General features: G+C 66.6%; 19 protein-coding genes, 1 tRNA gene and 1 pseudogene. 6 read left to right on the plus strand and 15 right to left on the minus strand.

Features of this window, described 5'->3' with window-relative positions:
- The 5 genes from ACQKJZ_RS13760 to ACQKJZ_RS13780 all read left to right on the plus strand — a co-directional run.
- A partial coding sequence (locus tag ACQKJZ_RS13760) for a S1 RNA-binding domain-containing protein (protein WP_427731586.1) occupies positions 1-899 on the plus strand: 899 nt, incomplete at its 5' end.
- Between the two features lie 145 nt (positions 900-1,044).
- Positions 1,045-1,329, plus strand: coding sequence for an integration host factor subunit beta (locus ACQKJZ_RS13765; protein ID WP_183952206.1), 285 nt, complete (start codon positions 1,045-1,047; stop codon positions 1,327-1,329).
- A 106-nt stretch (positions 1,330-1,435) separates the two neighbouring features.
- Positions 1,436-1,519: transfer RNA gene (locus ACQKJZ_RS13770), tRNA-Leu, on the plus strand.
- A 65-nt stretch (positions 1,520-1,584) separates the two neighbouring features.
- Entirely contained in the window at positions 1,585-2,955 is a 1,371-nt protein-coding gene (locus tag ACQKJZ_RS13775) for an ABC transporter substrate-binding protein (protein ID WP_427731589.1), read from the plus strand.
- Between the two features lie 5 nt (positions 2,956-2,960).
- Positions 2,961-3,380 carry a DUF4112 domain-containing protein gene (locus ACQKJZ_RS13780; protein WP_427731591.1) on the plus strand — a complete coding sequence of 140 codons (420 nt, stop codon included), beginning with the start codon at positions 2,961-2,963 and terminating at the stop codon, positions 3,378-3,380.
- A gap of 10 nt (positions 3,381-3,390) precedes the next feature.
- On the opposite strand, the gene ACQKJZ_RS13785 is transcribed toward ACQKJZ_RS13780, so the two are convergent.
- The 11 genes from ACQKJZ_RS13785 to ACQKJZ_RS13835 all read right to left on the minus strand — a co-directional run bounded on the left by ACQKJZ_RS13785 (position 3,391) and on the right by ACQKJZ_RS13835 (position 11,129).
- Positions 3,391-4,098 carry a ribonuclease T2 family protein gene (locus ACQKJZ_RS13785; RefSeq protein ID WP_427731593.1) on the minus strand — a complete coding sequence of 236 codons (708 nt, stop codon included), beginning with the start codon at positions 4,096-4,098 and terminating at the stop codon, positions 3,391-3,393.
- Complete coding sequence (locus ACQKJZ_RS13790) at positions 4,095-4,490, minus strand: hypothetical protein (RefSeq protein ID WP_427731595.1); 396 nt, start codon at positions 4,488-4,490, stop codon at positions 4,095-4,097. Before ACQKJZ_RS13790 ends, ACQKJZ_RS13785 begins: the two co-directional genes overlap by 4 nt.
- A gap of 36 nt (positions 4,491-4,526) precedes the next feature.
- Positions 4,527-5,363: a carboxylating nicotinate-nucleotide diphosphorylase gene (gene nadC, locus ACQKJZ_RS13795; protein WP_427731597.1), complete on the minus strand. Its 837-nt coding sequence runs from the start codon at positions 5,361-5,363 to the stop codon at positions 4,527-4,529.
- The gene (nadA, locus tag ACQKJZ_RS13800; protein ID WP_058734386.1) at positions 5,360-6,346 is read right to left on the minus strand and encodes a quinolinate synthase NadA; all 987 of its coding nucleotides are present in this window, start codon (positions 6,344-6,346) and stop codon (positions 5,360-5,362) included. The genes nadC and nadA overlap by 4 nt, the downstream gene beginning before the upstream one ends.
- 55 nt (positions 6,347-6,401) lie before the next feature.
- A complete protein-coding gene (locus tag ACQKJZ_RS13805; RefSeq protein ID WP_427731599.1) occupies positions 6,402-7,130 on the minus strand; it encodes a DUF4230 domain-containing protein in 729 nt (242 codons plus the stop codon).
- A complete protein-coding gene (locus ACQKJZ_RS13810; protein ID WP_427731601.1) occupies positions 7,112-7,972 on the minus strand; it encodes an MBL fold metallo-hydrolase in 861 nt (286 codons plus the stop codon). Before ACQKJZ_RS13810 ends, ACQKJZ_RS13805 begins: the two co-directional genes overlap by 19 nt.
- Positions 7,973-8,061: 89 nt before the next feature.
- A complete protein-coding gene (locus ACQKJZ_RS13815; RefSeq protein WP_427731603.1) occupies positions 8,062-9,687 on the minus strand; it encodes a M56 family metallopeptidase in 1,626 nt (541 codons plus the stop codon).
- Complete coding sequence (locus ACQKJZ_RS13820) at positions 9,684-10,052, minus strand: BlaI/MecI/CopY family transcriptional regulator (RefSeq protein WP_427731605.1); 369 nt, start codon at positions 10,050-10,052, stop codon at positions 9,684-9,686. The genes ACQKJZ_RS13815 and ACQKJZ_RS13820 overlap by 4 nt, the downstream gene beginning before the upstream one ends.
- Positions 10,053-10,208: 156 nt before the next feature.
- The gene (gene grxD / locus ACQKJZ_RS13825; RefSeq protein WP_427731607.1) at positions 10,209-10,532 is read right to left on the minus strand and encodes a Grx4 family monothiol glutaredoxin; all 324 of its coding nucleotides are present in this window, start codon (positions 10,530-10,532) and stop codon (positions 10,209-10,211) included.
- A gap of 23 nt (positions 10,533-10,555) precedes the next feature.
- Complete coding sequence (locus ACQKJZ_RS13830; protein ID WP_427731609.1) at positions 10,556-10,804, minus strand: BolA/IbaG family iron-sulfur metabolism protein; 249 nt, start codon at positions 10,802-10,804, stop codon at positions 10,556-10,558.
- 1 nt (position 10,805) lies between these two features.
- A complete protein-coding gene (locus tag ACQKJZ_RS13835; RefSeq protein ID WP_427731611.1) occupies positions 10,806-11,129 on the minus strand; it encodes a DUF1476 domain-containing protein in 324 nt (107 codons plus the stop codon).
- 211 nt (positions 11,130-11,340) lie between these two features.
- Here ACQKJZ_RS13835 and ACQKJZ_RS13840 point away from each other — a divergent pair, with 211 nt between their 5' ends.
- On the plus strand, positions 11,341-11,475 hold the full coding sequence (locus ACQKJZ_RS13840; RefSeq protein WP_427731613.1) for a hypothetical protein: 135 nt from the start codon (positions 11,341-11,343) through the stop codon (positions 11,473-11,475).
- 72 nt (positions 11,476-11,547) lie between these two features.
- On the opposite strand, the gene leuD is transcribed toward ACQKJZ_RS13840, so the two are convergent.
- The 4 genes and pseudogenes from leuD to ACQKJZ_RS13860 all read right to left on the minus strand — a co-directional run.
- A complete protein-coding gene (gene leuD / locus ACQKJZ_RS13845; RefSeq protein WP_427731615.1) occupies positions 11,548-12,159 on the minus strand; it encodes a 3-isopropylmalate dehydratase small subunit in 612 nt (203 codons plus the stop codon).
- A gap of 184 nt (positions 12,160-12,343) precedes the next feature.
- A complete protein-coding gene (gene leuC, locus ACQKJZ_RS13850) occupies positions 12,344-13,780 on the minus strand; it encodes a 3-isopropylmalate dehydratase large subunit (RefSeq protein WP_427731617.1) in 1,437 nt (478 codons plus the stop codon).
- A 197-nt stretch (positions 13,781-13,977) separates the two neighbouring features.
- Positions 13,978-14,327 (minus strand): annotated as a pseudogene (locus ACQKJZ_RS13855) (hypothetical protein).
- Positions 14,327-14,592 (minus strand): CoA-transferase (locus tag ACQKJZ_RS13860; RefSeq protein ID WP_427731619.1); only part of this gene is annotated, 266 nt, incomplete at its 5' end. The pseudogene ACQKJZ_RS13855 and the gene ACQKJZ_RS13860, both read right to left, overlap by 1 nt.

A 14,592-nucleotide genomic window follows, 5' to 3' on the forward strand; every position in this document is an offset into this window, starting at 1 on the left:
GCGATCCGTGGGATGGTGCTGGCGCCAAGTACCCGGTCGGCGCGAAGCTGTCGGGCCGCGTCACGAACATCACCGAGTACGGTGCGTTCGTCGAGCTGGAGCCGGGCATCGAAGGCCTGGTCCACGTGTCGGAAATGTCCTGGACCAAGAAGAACGTCCATCCGGGCAAGATCGTCTCGACCTCGCAGGAAGTCGACGTCGTGGTCCTGGAAGTCGATCAGGAAAAGCGTCGCATCTCGCTGGGTCTCAAGCAGGCTCAGGCCAATCCGTGGGAAGCGTTCGCCGCCGCCCATCCGATCGGCTCGACCGTCGAGGGCGAAGTCAAGAACGCGACCGAGTTCGGCCTGTTCATCGGCCTGGACAACGATGTCGACGGCATGGTCCACATGTCGGACATCGCCTGGGGCGTGTCGGGTGAGGATGCCCTCAACCTGCACCGCAAGGGCGAAGTCGTTCAGGCCGTGGTTCTGGACATCGACCCCGAGAAGGAGCGTATCTCGCTCGGCATGAAGCAGCTCGAGCGCGGCGGCCCGGTCGCTGGCGGCGTGGCTGCGGCTGGCGATCGCCTGAACAAGAACCAGGTCGTCACCGTGACCGTCCTCGAAGTCCGCGACGCGGGCCTCGAAGTCCAGGCGGGCGACGATGGTGCGACCGGCTTCATCAAGCGCACCGATCTGGGTCGCGACCGTGACGAGCAGCGCCCCGAGCGCTTCCAGGTCGGCCAGAAGTTCGACGCGATGGTCACCGGCTTCGATCGTTCGAAGAAGCCGACCTTCTCGGTCAAGGCGATGCAGATCGCCGAAGAGAAGCAGGCCGTGGCTCAGTATGGTTCGTCCGATTCGGGCGCATCGCTGGGCGACATCTTGGGCGAGGCCCTGAAGGCCCGTACCCAGAAGTAAGGTCCTGGAACCGGGACATGTTCACGCTAACATGTCCCGGTTCTGTCCATCTTGGGCAAACAGAACCGTCATCGTATAATAAAATCACTTTCAGCAGCGAGAAACACAAGTTAGGAACGGCTCGTCTGCAGCTTGGGACTAGACGATGATCCGTTCGGAATTGGTGCAAAAGATCGGCCAGCAAAATCCGGGGCTTAACCCGCGCGAGATCGAGCTGATCGTGACGATTTTCTTCGACGAGATCACCAAGCGACTGGCGGCGAACGGCCGCGTCGAACTTCGCGGTTTTGGTGCCTTTTCTACCCGCGCACGCGATGCCCGCACCGGGCGTAATCCCCGCACCGGCGAAACGGTCGATGTCTGCGCCAAGCGCGTCCCCTATTTCAAACCCGGCAAGGAAATGCGCGCCCGCCTCAACGTCGAGGCCTGACGCCGCCCTCACGACGCCATGGATGCGTCGTCTTGCGTCTGTAACGGCGCTTCGGTCGCTCTTTGCTTGACCTTGGCGGCATCCTCGTCTCTTTCTCTGCCTGTGCGCGGACGTGGCGAAACCGGTAGACGCTGCCGACTTAAAATCGGCTTCCTATGGAGTGCGGGTTCGAGTCCCGCCGTCCGCACCATCCTGCTCGGTACCGCCCTGCTTTCCGCTGCCGGTTGCGGGCACCGCGCCGATCGCGGCCCGGTGGTGGTCAGCGCGATCGAAGGCCGCGATACATTGGCACAGGGCACCACGCCCGCCCCTCCGCGAGGCGGCTTCCCGCCCCGGGTGTTACGAGACTCGCTGGCCCAGGGCCTGGTCCGGTTCGATGCCGGGGGGCAGATCGTACCGGGTCTGGCGGAGCGCTGGATCGTCATCGACGATGGCGGCAGCTACATTTTTCGCCTGCGCGAGGCCAAGTGGACCGATGGCTCGCCCGTCACCGCCGAGCAGGTGGCGGTGATCATCCGCCGACTGGTCTCACCGCGATCGGCCAACCCGCTGACACCGTTCCTGACCGCGATCGACGAGGTCGTGGTGATGACCCCGCAAGTCATCGAGGTCCGCCTGTCACGCCCGCGCCCCGACCTCCTCAAATTGTTCGCGCAGCCGGAAATGGCGATCTTCGACCGGGCGCGGCACGGCACGGGGCCATTCCGCGTCATCCGGTCCGGCCCTCCCCTGATGCTGCGCCCCATCGCCGACCCGCGCCGGGCAGAGCCGGATGACGACGCGACGCCGTCCCCGGCCAGAGACGTTGCCCTGTTCGCCGAACCCGCCGCGCGCGCGCTGGTGCGGTTTGCGAACGGACGTTCGGACGCCGTATTGGGCGGCCGGTTCCAGGAATGGCCGCTGCTCGACCAGCTGAATATCGGTCCGGCATCGGTTCGCGTCGATCCGGCCGCCGGCCTGTTCGGCTTCGCCATCGCCAATCGCGACGGATTTCTCGCCGATCCTGCCAATCGCCAGGCTTTGTCGGCGCTGTTCGACCGCCAGGCGATCCTGAATAGCATCGCGCCCAACTGGGAGGCCACCGACCGGCTGCTGCCCGACACCCTCGACTCGGATGCACCGCCGCAGGTGCCCAATTGGGCATTGCTGACGCTCGACGCCCGCCGTGGCGCGGCGCGTACTCGCGTCGACGCCTGGGGGCAGCCGGTGACGATGCGGATCGCGCTTCCGCACGGGCCCGGCGCCAATTTGCTATATGGACAGATCGGCGCAGCGCTGCTGTCGGTCGGGATCACGCCGCAGCGCGTGGCCCTGGGTGCCGCCGCCGAACTGCGGCTGATCGATGCGGTCGCACCGTTCGACAGCGCCCGCTGGTATCTCGCCACCGCCTGCGCCCCGTGTGGCGAGGCGGCGAGCGCGGCGATCGACAAGGCGCGGCTGGCGCCAACGCTGGCCGAGCGAAGCGCCGCCATCGCCGCAGCCGATGCGGCGGTGAACAGCGACGTCTCGTTCATCCCGCTCGCCCGGCCGCTGCGCTGGTCGCTCGTCAACAACCGCTTACGGCAATATCAAACCAATATGCGGGCCTGGCATCCATTGAACGGGCTGCGTCCCGACACCAATTGATCGTCATGGCGAACGCTTCCCGGATTGATCCCACGACCTTCGATGCCCTGCCGCTCGACAAGAGCATAGCCGCCAGTCGGCAACGGATCGAGGCGATGGAAAGGCTGCTCGAACGGGTGGTGACGGTGCCGGGTATCAACCGCCCCATCGGCCTGGACGTGATCCTGGGGCTCGTCCCCGTGATCGGCGACATCGCGGCGGCGGCGCTTGGCAGCTATATCATCTGGGAAGCCCGCAATCTGGGGCTCTCCAAATTCCATATGGCGCGGATGATGGCCAATGTCGGATTCGACACGATATTGGGGTTCATCCCGATCGTCGGCGACGCCGCCGACGTCATGTTCCGCTCGAACACGCGCAACCTGCGGATCATCCGCAGGCATCTCGAAAAGCATCATCCCTCCACCGTGACGGCGGAGGGATAAGCCATCCGGTTCAGCGTCCGCCGCGCCAGATCTTGATCGGCGCGCCGGGCTGAAGCCCACCCTGATGCGCCGGGCAGCGGGTGTAGCGGAACGCCTTGTTCAGGCAGATCCAGATTTCGTCCAGCCACCCGTCGCGGGTGGCCGTGACGCGCATCATGTCCGCGCTCATCCCACGATTGGCCGCCGCCACGGCGCCTGCCAGATCGCCAGCGGTCAGGTTATTGCGGCGTGACAGCGCGTTCATGTCGGGAAAGCGCAGGCCGTGATAAAGCGCGTTGGACTGCTGGAAGTATCGCGCGGGGCTGTAACCCGGCATGCAGGTGCCGTGCTTGGCCCATTCATGCTGCATCAGCTGCGCCGACGGCGTGGCGCAGATATGGCGGCGAACGACGGCGGCGGGCAGGATCGCGGTCGGCTTGCAATATTGCGGCCATTCCTTGCCTTCGCCATCGGGCCACAGCCCGTGCAGCGTAAAGCCGAAGCGGTTGCCGGTGCCGCACTGGAAGCGACTATCCCCCTTGGGATCGCGGCAATATTGCGGGCTCCAGGTGATGGCCAGCGTATAGCTGCCGATCGGTACGACGCGGGTCGGCTGGCTGGCGCTGGGCAGGTCGGGGCGGATGCGCGGAATGGCGCCCGGCGCGCGGCACTCCAGGGTCTGCGCACCCGCCAACTGCGGCACGGCCAGCATCGCCAGCCCGATCAAAATCGTCTTCATTGGTCACTCACCTCCGCCATTGCGCGATACCAGGCCAGCGCGTTGGGCCGCATCAGCATGACCACCGCCACCAGCGACGCAGCCGCCTGCACCGCCGTCAGCACGCCGAACAGCCCCTCGGCCAGCGCACCCACCGAGACCTGATAGAGAAAGCCGATCAGGTTCAACACGGTCATCACCACCAGCAGGCCGAGCCCGACCCGGCTCGCCATCCGCGTGGTCAGCAGCGTCGCCAACAGGAACAGCCCGATGAGCAGGCCGTTGGCGATCAGCGCGATGGCGACACCGGCCTGCGCCACCGTATCGGCCCAGCCGAGCGCGGCCAGCACCACCAGCAGGATGATGGCGGCCAGCGACAGCCGTTCACCCAGGATCACCGATTTCGGTCGCACGCGTCGCATCCCCTCTATCTCATAGCCGGCCGCCGATCAGGCGGGGGCGAAATCCAGGCCGATATCCGCCGCCGGCGCCGATTGGGTCAAGCGGCCGACGCTGACATAGCTCACACCCGCTTGCGCGATGGCACGGATCGTTTCCAGCCGAACGCCACCCGACGCCTCGGTCGGCACCCGCCCGGCCACCAGCGCGACGCCCTCGGCCAGCTGGTCCGGGCCCATATTATCGAGCAGCAAATGGGTCGCACCAGCCGCCAGCGCGGGTTCGATCTGATCGAGCCGGTCGACCTCCACAATGATCCGGGCGATATCCGCCGCCTTCGCCGCCGCGACCGCCGGGCCGATGCCGCCCGCCACCGCGACATGATTGTCCTTGATCATCGCCGCGTCCCACAAGCCCATGCGGTGGTTCTGCGCGCCGCCCATCCGCGTCGCATATTTCTCCAGTCGGCGAAGACCGGGGATCGTCTTGCGCGTATCGAGCAGCGTCGCACCCGTGCCCGCGATCGCCGCGACATAGGCCGCCGTCATCGTCGCGATGCCCGACAGATGCTGGACGGTGTTCAAGGCAGAGCGTTCGGCGGTCAGCATCGCGCGTGCCTTGCCCGACAGGCGGAGGAGCGCGGTGCCGGGTGCGACGCGCGCGCCGTCCTCGACCAGCCGTTCGATCACGACATCGGCATCAAGCCGGCGGAAGAACGCCTCGGCGATGGGCAGGCCGGCGACGGTGATCGCATCGCGGCTGGCCATGGTGCCGACGAAGCGCGCCTCGGCCGGGATCACGGCGGCGGAGGTGATGTCCCCGCCCGCCCCCATATCCTCGGCCAGCGTCGACGTGACGAAGGCGTCGAGGTCGAAGCCCTCGATCACGGGCGCGGACCCAGATCGCCCTTGCCGACCGTGCCGCTCGCCAGCGTCAGCATGGCGTCGAGGCTCTTCTTGGCCTGGAGCCGCAAGCCCTCCTCGATCTCGACACGCGGGGTCAGGTCGCGGAGCGCCAGATACAGCTTCTCCATGGTGTTGAGCGCCATGTAGGGGCAGATATTGCAGTTGCAGTTACCGTCCGCGCCCGGCGCGCCGATGAAGGTCTTGCCCGGCATCGCCTTTTGCATCTGGTGGATGATGTGCGGCTCGGTCGCGACGATCAGCGTGTCGCTGGTCACCGTTTGCGCGAACTCCAGGATGCCGCGGGTCGATCCGACATAATCGGCATGGTCGAGGATCACGGCGGGACATTCGGGGTGCGCGGCGATCGGCGCGTCGGGGTGCTGCGCGCGCAGCTTCAGCAGTTCGGTCTCGCTGAACGCCTCGTGCACGATGCACACGCCGGGCCACAGCAGCATATCGCGCCCGGTCTTGCGCGCCAGATAGCCGCCGAGGTTGCGGTCGGGGCCGAAGATGATCTTCTGCGCCGGATCGATCTGCGCCAGGATCTGTTCGGCCGACGAGGACGTGACGATGATGTCGGACAGCGCCTTCACCTCGGTCGAGCAGTTGATGTAGGTCAGCGCGATATGATCCGGGTGCTGCGCGCGGAACTCGGCGAACTGTTCAGGGGGACAACTGTCCTCCAGGCTGCATCCAGCGGCCATGTCGGGCAGCACGACGATCTTGTCGGGCGACAGGATCTTCGCTGTCTCCGCCATGAAGCGCACGCCGCAAAAGGCGATGACGTCCGCATCGGTCGCCTGCGCCTTGCGGCTGAGGTCCAGGCTGTCGCCGACGAAATCGGCCAAATCCTGAATCTCGGGCTTCTGATAATAATGGGCGAGGATGACGGCGTTGCGTTCCTTGCGGAGCCGGTCGATCTCGGCGCGCAGGTCGAGGCCCGTCAGATTCGTCTGGATGGTCATGCTCCCTCCCCTAGGGGTAAGCCGGTGCCCCGACAATCGGGGACGTGCAGGGTCGTCAGCCGGCGTTGCCCAGAACCTCGTCGACGCGCCGCGTGGTATCCCAGCGCTCGTCGTTCGCGGCCTCGTCGGCGAAGCGCACCTGCACCGTCGCCTCCACCCCCACCGCGCGCAGCGGCATGGCGAAGCTGCGTTCGACCGCGCGGCGCGTGGCATCGCGCGCCAGCCGCATCGGCGCGGGCCCCCGGGCCTGACGCAGCAGCTCCACCTGCCCGGCCTTGCGATTGGCGGCGTCCAGCCGCTGCTCGGCATCGGTGAAGGTCGTCAGCACGCCGCCCGAACCATATTCGCGGATCGCCGCCAGATCGACCTGCGGCCCGTCGATCTCGACCGGCGGCAAGGTGACGGACAGCGTGCGATTGGCGGCATCCCAGCGCACGTCCTGCTGACGCAATTTCGCCAGATCGACCTCGTAGCGGACCATGCCGGGCATGATCAGCGTCCGCTCGGTCGAAAAGCCCAGTTGCGACTGGCGCGAAGTGACGACGGCGACATAGCGCGCGGCGAAGGCCGACAGCCGGTTCTGTTCGCGCAGCCCCTCCAGGCTGGCGCGGGCGATGGTGGTGGGATCGGGCGTTAGCCGATCTTCGACATAACGCTGCACGCCCCATACGAAGATCAGCCCGGCCAGGACCAGCAGAACGAGCACGCCCGTCGCCTTGGCCATGAACAGGCCCAGGCCGCTGCGCCGCTTCTCCACCGGCGGGGTCACGCCGCGTTCGTCCATGCCGTCCCTTCCTCCCGCACCAATCCACGCGCTTGCAGGTCGTAAAGATGCGCGAGCACCGATCGTTCCGCTGCCGGAAGCAAATTCGGGTTCAGCCCGACATACATGCGCGACGCCATCGCAGGCACGTCGAGCGCTCCGCTCGCGGCCAGCAGGCGCAATATCTGCCCCTCGCGCTGCTTGCGGTGGCCCAGCATCCCGCGCACCAGCCGCTGCGGATTGTCCACCGCCTCGCCGTGGCCGGGGTAATAGACCCGGTCGTTGCGCGCCATCAGCTTTTCTAGGCTGGCCATATAGGCGGTCATGTCGCCATCGGGGGGCGACACGACGCTGGTCGACCAGCCCATGACATGATCCCCGGAAAACAGCGCACGCGTTTGCGGCAGCGCGAAGGCGAGATGGTTCGAGGTGTGGCCCGGCGTCGCGATCGCCGTCAGCGTCCAGCCCTCTCCCGCAACGCCCTCGCCCTCATCGAGAATCCGGTCGGGGGCGTAATCGCGGTCGAACGCGGCGTCGGAGCGGCCGCCTTCATAATCGGGGGCGAAGGGCGCCGCCCCGACGATCGGCGCGCCGGTCCTGCGGGCGAGCGGTCGGCTGGCGGGGCTGTGGTCGCGGTGATGATGGGTGATCAGGATCGCGCGTACCGGTCGCCCGGCGATCGCCCGTTCCAGCGCGGCGATATGCGCCGCGTCGTCGGGGCCGGGATCGATGACGGCGACGTCGCTGTCACCGACGACATGGCTTTGCGTTCCGGTGAACGTAAAGGCCGACGGATTGGGGGCGAGCACGCGGGTGACCAGCGGCTCGAGCAGGATCGGAATGCCGGTCGGGTGCTCAGCCATCGTGACCCATGTGGGCAAGCCACCGGCAAAGAGCAACCCCCGTACCCGGTAGCCGGGCACGGAGGTCGAGTGGGGTTTAACTCGGAGTCTCAGTCGCGATCGCCGCTCGCCATTTCAGCCTTCAGCTCGGCGGTGGCCTGGTCCAGCCCCTTCAGCGCATCGCGGCGCGCATCCTCGGACAGATTGCGGTCCCGCGTGATCGAATTCCGCGCGTTCTCGATGCTCGCCAGCGCGATCGTGGTGTTCACCTTCGCCATGCGGGTCGCGGCCTCGGCGGAGAGCGCCGCGCGGCGGGCCATATGCTCGATACGGTCGGTGCAGATGATGGTGACCTGTTTGCGGGTCTTGCCGTCGATCGTGGCGATGCTGGTCCGCGTATCGGCCTTGGCGGTACCGCACGCTTCCGAGCGGACGATCGGTATCGGCGGCATGGGCGGCATCTTGGGCATGTCCGCCATCGACATGACACGCACGCCATGGGGGGCCTGGACGCGCATCGTCTTTCCGTTGCGCAGCGTCACGATATAGGGCGGGACCGGCGGCGCGGGTGGTGCGACCGGAGCCTCCGCCACCGACGGCGGCGTGGGCATGGCGGGCGGGGCGCTGGGCGGAATGGGCGCGGCCGCGTCCTGGGTCATGATCCGGGCCACCGGTGCGCGCGGCGGCGCCGGCACTTCGGGGACCTCGGGCACGGTTTCCGGCGCGGCGACCGCCGGGATGAGGGGCGCGCTGCTCGTCAGGTCGACGCCGATCGTGCGCTCGACCTTCCTGGTCAGCGCCGCCGCCGCCGGCGTGCCCGACGCGGTCACGCCCAGTCCGCCCAGCACCAGCAGCGACACGGTCGCCCCACCGACCGCCAGCTGGCGTCGCGATTTCGGAGAAGTCGTCAACATCTTCAGCCTGCCTTTCAGATCGTCGATGGTATGGAGATGACACGCCCCCGACAGCGCGCGGCCATGCGCGGCCTTCACGATGGCGCACGCATAGACGTGCCGGTCCGCCCGGCTGCGCCCCTTCAGGACGCGGGCGTCGTTGGCCAGCTCCTGATCGGCGCGAAAGGCGTGGAAGGCGCGCCAGGCAACGGGGTTGAACCAATGGAGCGCGAGTACGGCCAGCGCGATCCAGTTGGCGATCAGGTCGCCGCGTTCGTGGTGGCCCAGCTCATGGGCGAGCGCCAGATCGCGCTCGTCGGCGTCATAGCGCTCGTCGAAGTCGCGCGGGAACGCGACGTAGCGATGCCAGATCCCGAAGGCCAGCGGCCCCGGCGCGCCGTCGCTGGCGACAACCCGCACGCCCTTCACCGCCTCCAGCGTATCGGCCGAGGCGAGCAGCCGCGTACGAAAACGCCAGTGCCGCAGCAGCTGGAAACCGAGAAATCCGGCAGCACCGATGATCCAGAACAGCGCGAGTCCCTGCCCCAGCAGCGCCCAGAGGCTCGGTCCCTCGGCAGCCATCGGCAGCTGCTCGGCGACCGGCACCATGACATAGGTGGCGAACCGCGCGCTTGCGGCGGCCAGTGGCGGCGTCGCCTGCTCGGACAGTCCCTGCGGCAGCGGCGGCAGGATCAGTCGCAGGAGCGGCAGCGCCCAAAGCGCATAGGCGATCTGCGGGCCGAAGGCCTGGCGGACATGGCGGCGGGCCAGCAGGACCAGCGCCATGAGCAGCGTCGAGGCGATCATCGCCTCCACCGCCCAGCCGAGTTGCGCGGCGCTCACGCCTTCAGGTCCTTCAGCAGCGCTTCGATCTCGGAAATATCCTGCGCGGTCAGCTCATCGCGCTCGGCGAGATGCGCGACCAGCGGGGTCAGGCGACCACCGAACAACCGGTCGATCAGCCGACGCGACTCGCCGACGACATAATCGTCGCGCGCCACCATCGGCCGATACAGATAACGGCGCCCCTGCTCCTCATGCGCGATGGCGTTCTTGGCCAGCAGACGTCCGAGCAGGGTCTTGACCGTGTTGGTGCTCCACCCCCGTTCGGGATCGACACGCTCGGCGACATCCTGCGCGGTGAGCGGTGCATCCTCCCACAGGACCTCCATCACCGCATGTTCGGCATCGCTGATCCGCTCGGCCATCGACTCGATTCCCCTTATGACTACAGACGTAATCCTATCGCGATTACAGCCGTAGTCAACAGGGCGCCTTTATCTGTCCTGACTTGCGGAGGAACAAAAAAGGGGAGGCCGGATCGAAACCCGGCCTCCCTTTTTCTCATCCGGGAAAGTCGGCGGTCAGGCCGACTTCACCTCTTGCACCAGCTCGGCCAATTCGCCGCTCTCGTACATTTCCATCATAATATCCGATCCGCCGACGAACTCGCCCTTGACGTAAAGCTGGGGGATGGTCGGCCAGTCCGAATAGGCCTTGATTCCCTGGCGGATACCCTGGTCCTGAAGGACGTCGACGCCCTCGAACGGCACGTCGAGATGATTGAGGATCGCCACCGCACGGCTGGAAAAGCCGCATTGCGGGAACAGCGGCGTGCCCTTCATGAACAGCAGGACGGGGTTGGCCATCACCAGCGCGTCGATCCGCGCATTCGTATCGTCGGTCATATCGGTCTTCCTTGGAAATGCGGTCAGGCGGTGGCGGCGCCGGCGGGTACCGCCGTGGTCAGTTGCAGGGCGTGAAGCTCACCCCCCATGCGACCACCCAGCGCGGCATAGACGGCGCGGGTGCGTGCCACCCGACTCATACCTTCAAAGCTGGCGGCGGTGACGTGGGCGGCATAATGATCGCCGTCCCCGGCCAGGTCGGTGATCTCGACCGTGGCGTCCGGGATGGCGGTACGGATCATGGCGGCGATATCGTCGGCGGCCATCGGCATGTCAGCGGCTCTCCATCAACTGGCGGCGTGCCTCGATCAGTTGCTCGTCGAGCGCACGGCGCACTTCGGCTTCATCGACATCGATCCCGGCGGCGGTCAGGTCGCCCAGCAGCTTGCGGATCACGTCCTCGTCACCGGCTTCCTCGAAATCGGCCTGGACGACGGCCTTGGCATAGGCGTCGGTCTCGGCGGGGGTCAGCTTCATCCGCTCGGCCGCCCATTGCGCGACCAGCCGGTTGCGGCGCGCCGTGATCCTGAACACCATGTCCTGGTCGGCCACGAACTTGGCCTCGAAACCACGCCTGCGTTCGTCAAATTGTTCCATCGGTCCGCCATCCCCCTGCCCATGGATGGGCATTCATGCTGTGGCCTGAAATAGGCATGGTGGCCCCGGCACGCAACCGATCCGAAGCGCCCCGTCCGATCGGTCGTTCGACAGGAACGGAAAGGCCGCTCAAACGTAATGTAAGTGAAGTCAATGCACGCGGAAGACCCGGTCCAACCGGGCATCATACCGCCCCGCCCAGGAGAGTGTCATGCGTGATCCCCTACCCCTTGCCCCTGATGAGGTCGGGCGGCGTTCGTCGCCGATGACCGGAATCATGAACGGCATGATCGGTTCGCTCGCGCTATGGGCGATCATCGCGGGCGTGGTCGTGGTCGCATCCTGAGATGCTCGTCGGACGACGCGGATAGGCTTCATCGCGTCGTCCAGCCCCTTGATCAGGGGGCATGGCGAAGGTTCAGGCCGCCGTCCGCCCCAGTCGCTGACGACCTTCCACCCATGGTCGCTCCTGCGCCATGCCGCCTTCGAAGTCGCCAATCGCGCCATCGCGTTCCAGCGTCAGGCCAATTTCGTCGAGCCCGTTCATCAGGCATTCGCGGCGAAACGGATCCAGATCGAAGGAGAAGCGGTCCTGGAAGGGCGTGGTGACCGTCATCGTCTCCAGATCGACCGTCACCGGATGATCCCGCGCCACCTCGATCAAGCGATCGATCGCCTCTTGCGGCAGGACGACGGGCACGATGCCATTCTTGAAGGCGTTGCCCGAAAAAATATCGGAGAAGCTGGGCGCGATCACCGCGCGGATGCCCATGTCCGCCAGTGCCCAGGCCGCATGCTCGCGGCTGGAGCCACAACCAAAATTATCCCCCGCGATCAGGATCGGCGCTCCGGCATAGCGCGGATCGTCGAAGATATTGCCGGGTTGCGCGCGTACCGTCTCGAACGCGCCCCGCCCCATGCCGGCGCGCGTGATCGTCTTCAACCAATGCGCCGGGATGATGACGTCGGTATCGATATTCTTGGCACCCCACGGATAGGCGGTGCCGGATACGGTCGTAACCGGGTTCATTCCAATTCCTGTCCTTCGTCGCCGCGACACGCCGTGGCGGGCGACGACGCTTAACGCGGTTGTTCGGCCGTGGCGGGCTTCGATGCCACCCCTGCGGCATAGGCGGCGGCGCCGCACAGCACAGCGCCCGTTACGAGCAAGACCAATACATGCTTCATGATGCCGTCACTTCCCTGTCATGACGTTATTCCTGGACCATCAACGCTCTAACATCGGAAAGGCGCCCGGTCACGGCCGCAGCGGCGGCCATGGCCGGCGACAGGAGGTGGGTGCGTGCGCCCGGCCCCTGCCGTCCGACGAAATTGCGATTGGAGGTGGAGGCGCAGCGCTCGCCCGGCGGCACCTTGTCGGGGTTCATCGCCAGACACATCGAACAGCCCGGCTCGCGCCATTCGAAACCAGCCTGCACGAACACCCGGTCCAGCCCCTCGGCCTCGGCCTGCCGCTTGACCAGACCCGAGCCGGGCACGACCAGCGCGCGAACGCCGTCGGCGACCTTGCGATCGCGTGCCACGGCGGCGGCGGCGCGCAAATCCTCGATCCGGCTGTTGGTGCAACTGCCGATGAAGACATGCTGAATGGCCACGTCCTGCATCGCGGTGCCAGGCACCAAACCCATATAATCCAGCGACTTGCGCGCCGCTTCTCGCTTGGAGGCATCGGCGAAGCTGTCGGGATCGGGCACCACGCCGGTGATCGGTACCACGTCCTCGGGGCTCGTGCCCCAGGTGAGGTTGGGGGCGATGTCGGCGGCGTCGAGCGTCACGACCTTGTCGTACACCGCACCCCGATCGGTCGGCAGCGTCCGCCACCAGGCGACCGCCTTGTCCCAGTCCGCACCCTTGGGTGCCATGGGGCGGTCCTTCAAATAGGCGAAGGTCGTCTCGTCCGGCGCGATCAGGCCAGCGCGCGCACCGCCCTCGATCGACATGTTGGCGATGGTCAGCCGGCCTTCGATCGACAGGTTGCGAATGACGCTGCCGGTGAACTCGATGACATGGCCCGTCCCGCCCGCCGCGCCGATCTTGCCGATGATGGCCAGCACGACGTCCTTGGCGGATACGCCGTGGCCCAGCACGCCATCGACGCGGACCTCCATCGTCTTGGACGGCGAGAGCAGCAGCGTCTGCGTCGCCAGCACATGCTCGACCTCCGAGGTGCCGATCCCGAACGCCAGCGCACCCAGCGCGCCATGCGCCGAGGTATGGCTGTCGCCGCAGACGAGCGTCGTGCCGGGCAGGGTGAAGCCCTGTTCCGGCCCGACGACATGGACAATGCCCTGCGCCGCCGCCGTCGCATCGATATAGTCGACGCCGAACTCGGCCGTATTGCGGCGAAGCGCGTCCAGCTGCTGTGCGCTTTCCGGGTCGGCGATGGGCAGGAGATGGCCGTTCGCGTCCGTGCGCGGTGTCGTCGGCAGATTGTGATCGGGCACCGCAAGCGTCAGTTCGGGGCGACGAACTTTGCGCCCCGCCGCGCGCAGACCCTCAAAGGCCTGGGGACTCGTCACCTCATGGACGAGGTGGCGGTCGATATAGATGAGGCAGGTGCCATCGGGCCGCCGTTCGACAACGTGCGCGGCCCAGATCTTTTCGTACAGGGTCTGGGGTCGTTGGGCCATAATGGGGGCGCTGTTATCCGAAAAGGTGCGAAGCGCAAGGGGTTGGCGCAATGTTATTTCGCTTAAAGAGCAGATTCGTCATCGATGCGATGGATTCCCTTGGCCTTCGACCTCGCTCAGGCTGAACGGAGCGAGGGAGCTGCCCTTATTTACAACAGCCGTTCAGCCTGAGCGAAGTCGAAGGCCACGCCCCGTCCTCACCCTTCGGCGCGATAGTCCGCCGTCACGCCGCCACACTCCGCCAGCTCGATCTCGTGATCCGGGTCCCGCCATGTCTCGGCCAGCGCCTGCGCTTCCCAATCGCGCATCGCCGGATGCGCCAGCACCGTCTTCACCCAAGCCGCCCCCGCCGCGCCGTCCGCTCGCCATCGATCGGCACCGGCACCTGCCCCGTCGGCGAGAAGGCGCGGAACGCCGCATAGTTTTCCGCCGCCGCGAACGGCTCGATCCGGTCGATAAAGCCGATCCCCAGCGCCTTCATCAGCAGCCAGGGAAGCAGCGACCAGCTCGAATAATTTCTGTTCGCGGTGACGAGCGTATAGGCCATCAGCGCTCGAACGCGGCGGTCGTCTTGGCAGCGACCTCATCGGCGGTGACGCCGGGGGCACATTCGATCAGGCGGAAGGCGCTGTCATGATCGGGCCGCTGGAACACCGCGAGATCGGTGACGATCATGTCGACGACGTTGCGCCCGGTCAGCGGCAGGGTGCATTCGGGGATGAACTTGGGGCTGCCGTCCTTGGCGTTGTGCTCCATGACGACGATGATCTTCTTGACGCCCGCGACCAGGTCCATCGCGCCGCCCATGCCCT

Source organism: Sphingomonas sp. NPDC019816 (genome assembly GCF_050274375.1).
Taxonomy (GTDB): Bacteria; Pseudomonadota; Alphaproteobacteria; order Sphingomonadales; family Sphingomonadaceae; genus Sphingomonas.

Bases quoted from the DNA above. Each gene is read 5' to 3' on its own strand.
- nadA (WP_058734386.1), bottom strand. From the start codon at position 6,346: ATGACCATCCAGACGAATCTGACGGGCCTCGACCTGCGCGCCGAGATC.
- leuD (WP_427731615.1), bottom strand. From the start codon at position 12,159: ATGAACCCGGTTACGACCGTATCCGGCACCGCCTATCCGTGGGGTGCC.
- ACQKJZ_RS13835 (WP_427731611.1), bottom strand. From the start codon at position 11,129: ATGGAACAATTTGACGAACGCAGGCGTGGTTTCGAGGCCAAGTTCGTG.
- ACQKJZ_RS13840 (WP_427731613.1), top strand. From the start codon at position 11,341: ATGCGTGATCCCCTACCCCTTGCCCCTGATGAGGTCGGGCGGCGTTCG.
- ACQKJZ_RS13810 (WP_427731601.1), bottom strand. From the start codon at position 7,972: ATGGCTGAGCACCCGACCGGCATTCCGATCCTGCTCGAGCCGCTGGTC.
- ACQKJZ_RS13830 (WP_427731609.1), bottom strand. From the start codon at position 10,804: ATGCCGATGGCCGCCGACGATATCGCCGCCATGATCCGTACCGCCATC.
- ACQKJZ_RS13820 (WP_427731605.1), bottom strand. From the start codon at position 10,052: ATGGCCGAGCGGATCAGCGATGCCGAACATGCGGTGATGGAGGTCCTG.
- ACQKJZ_RS13805 (WP_427731599.1), bottom strand. From the start codon at position 7,130: ATGGACGAACGCGGCGTGACCCCGCCGGTGGAGAAGCGGCGCAGCGGC.
- leuC (WP_427731617.1), bottom strand. From the start codon at position 13,780: ATGGCCCAACGACCCCAGACCCTGTACGAAAAGATCTGGGCCGCGCAC.
- ACQKJZ_RS13765 (WP_183952206.1), top strand. From the start codon at position 1,045: ATGATCCGTTCGGAATTGGTGCAAAAGATCGGCCAGCAAAATCCGGGG.
- grxD (WP_427731607.1), bottom strand. From the start codon at position 10,532: ATGACCGACGATACGAATGCGCGGATCGACGCGCTGGTGATGGCCAAC.
- ACQKJZ_RS13780 (WP_427731591.1), top strand. From the start codon at position 2,961: ATGGCGAACGCTTCCCGGATTGATCCCACGACCTTCGATGCCCTGCCG.
- ACQKJZ_RS13785 (WP_427731593.1), bottom strand. From the start codon at position 4,098: ATGAAGACGATTTTGATCGGGCTGGCGATGCTGGCCGTGCCGCAGTTG.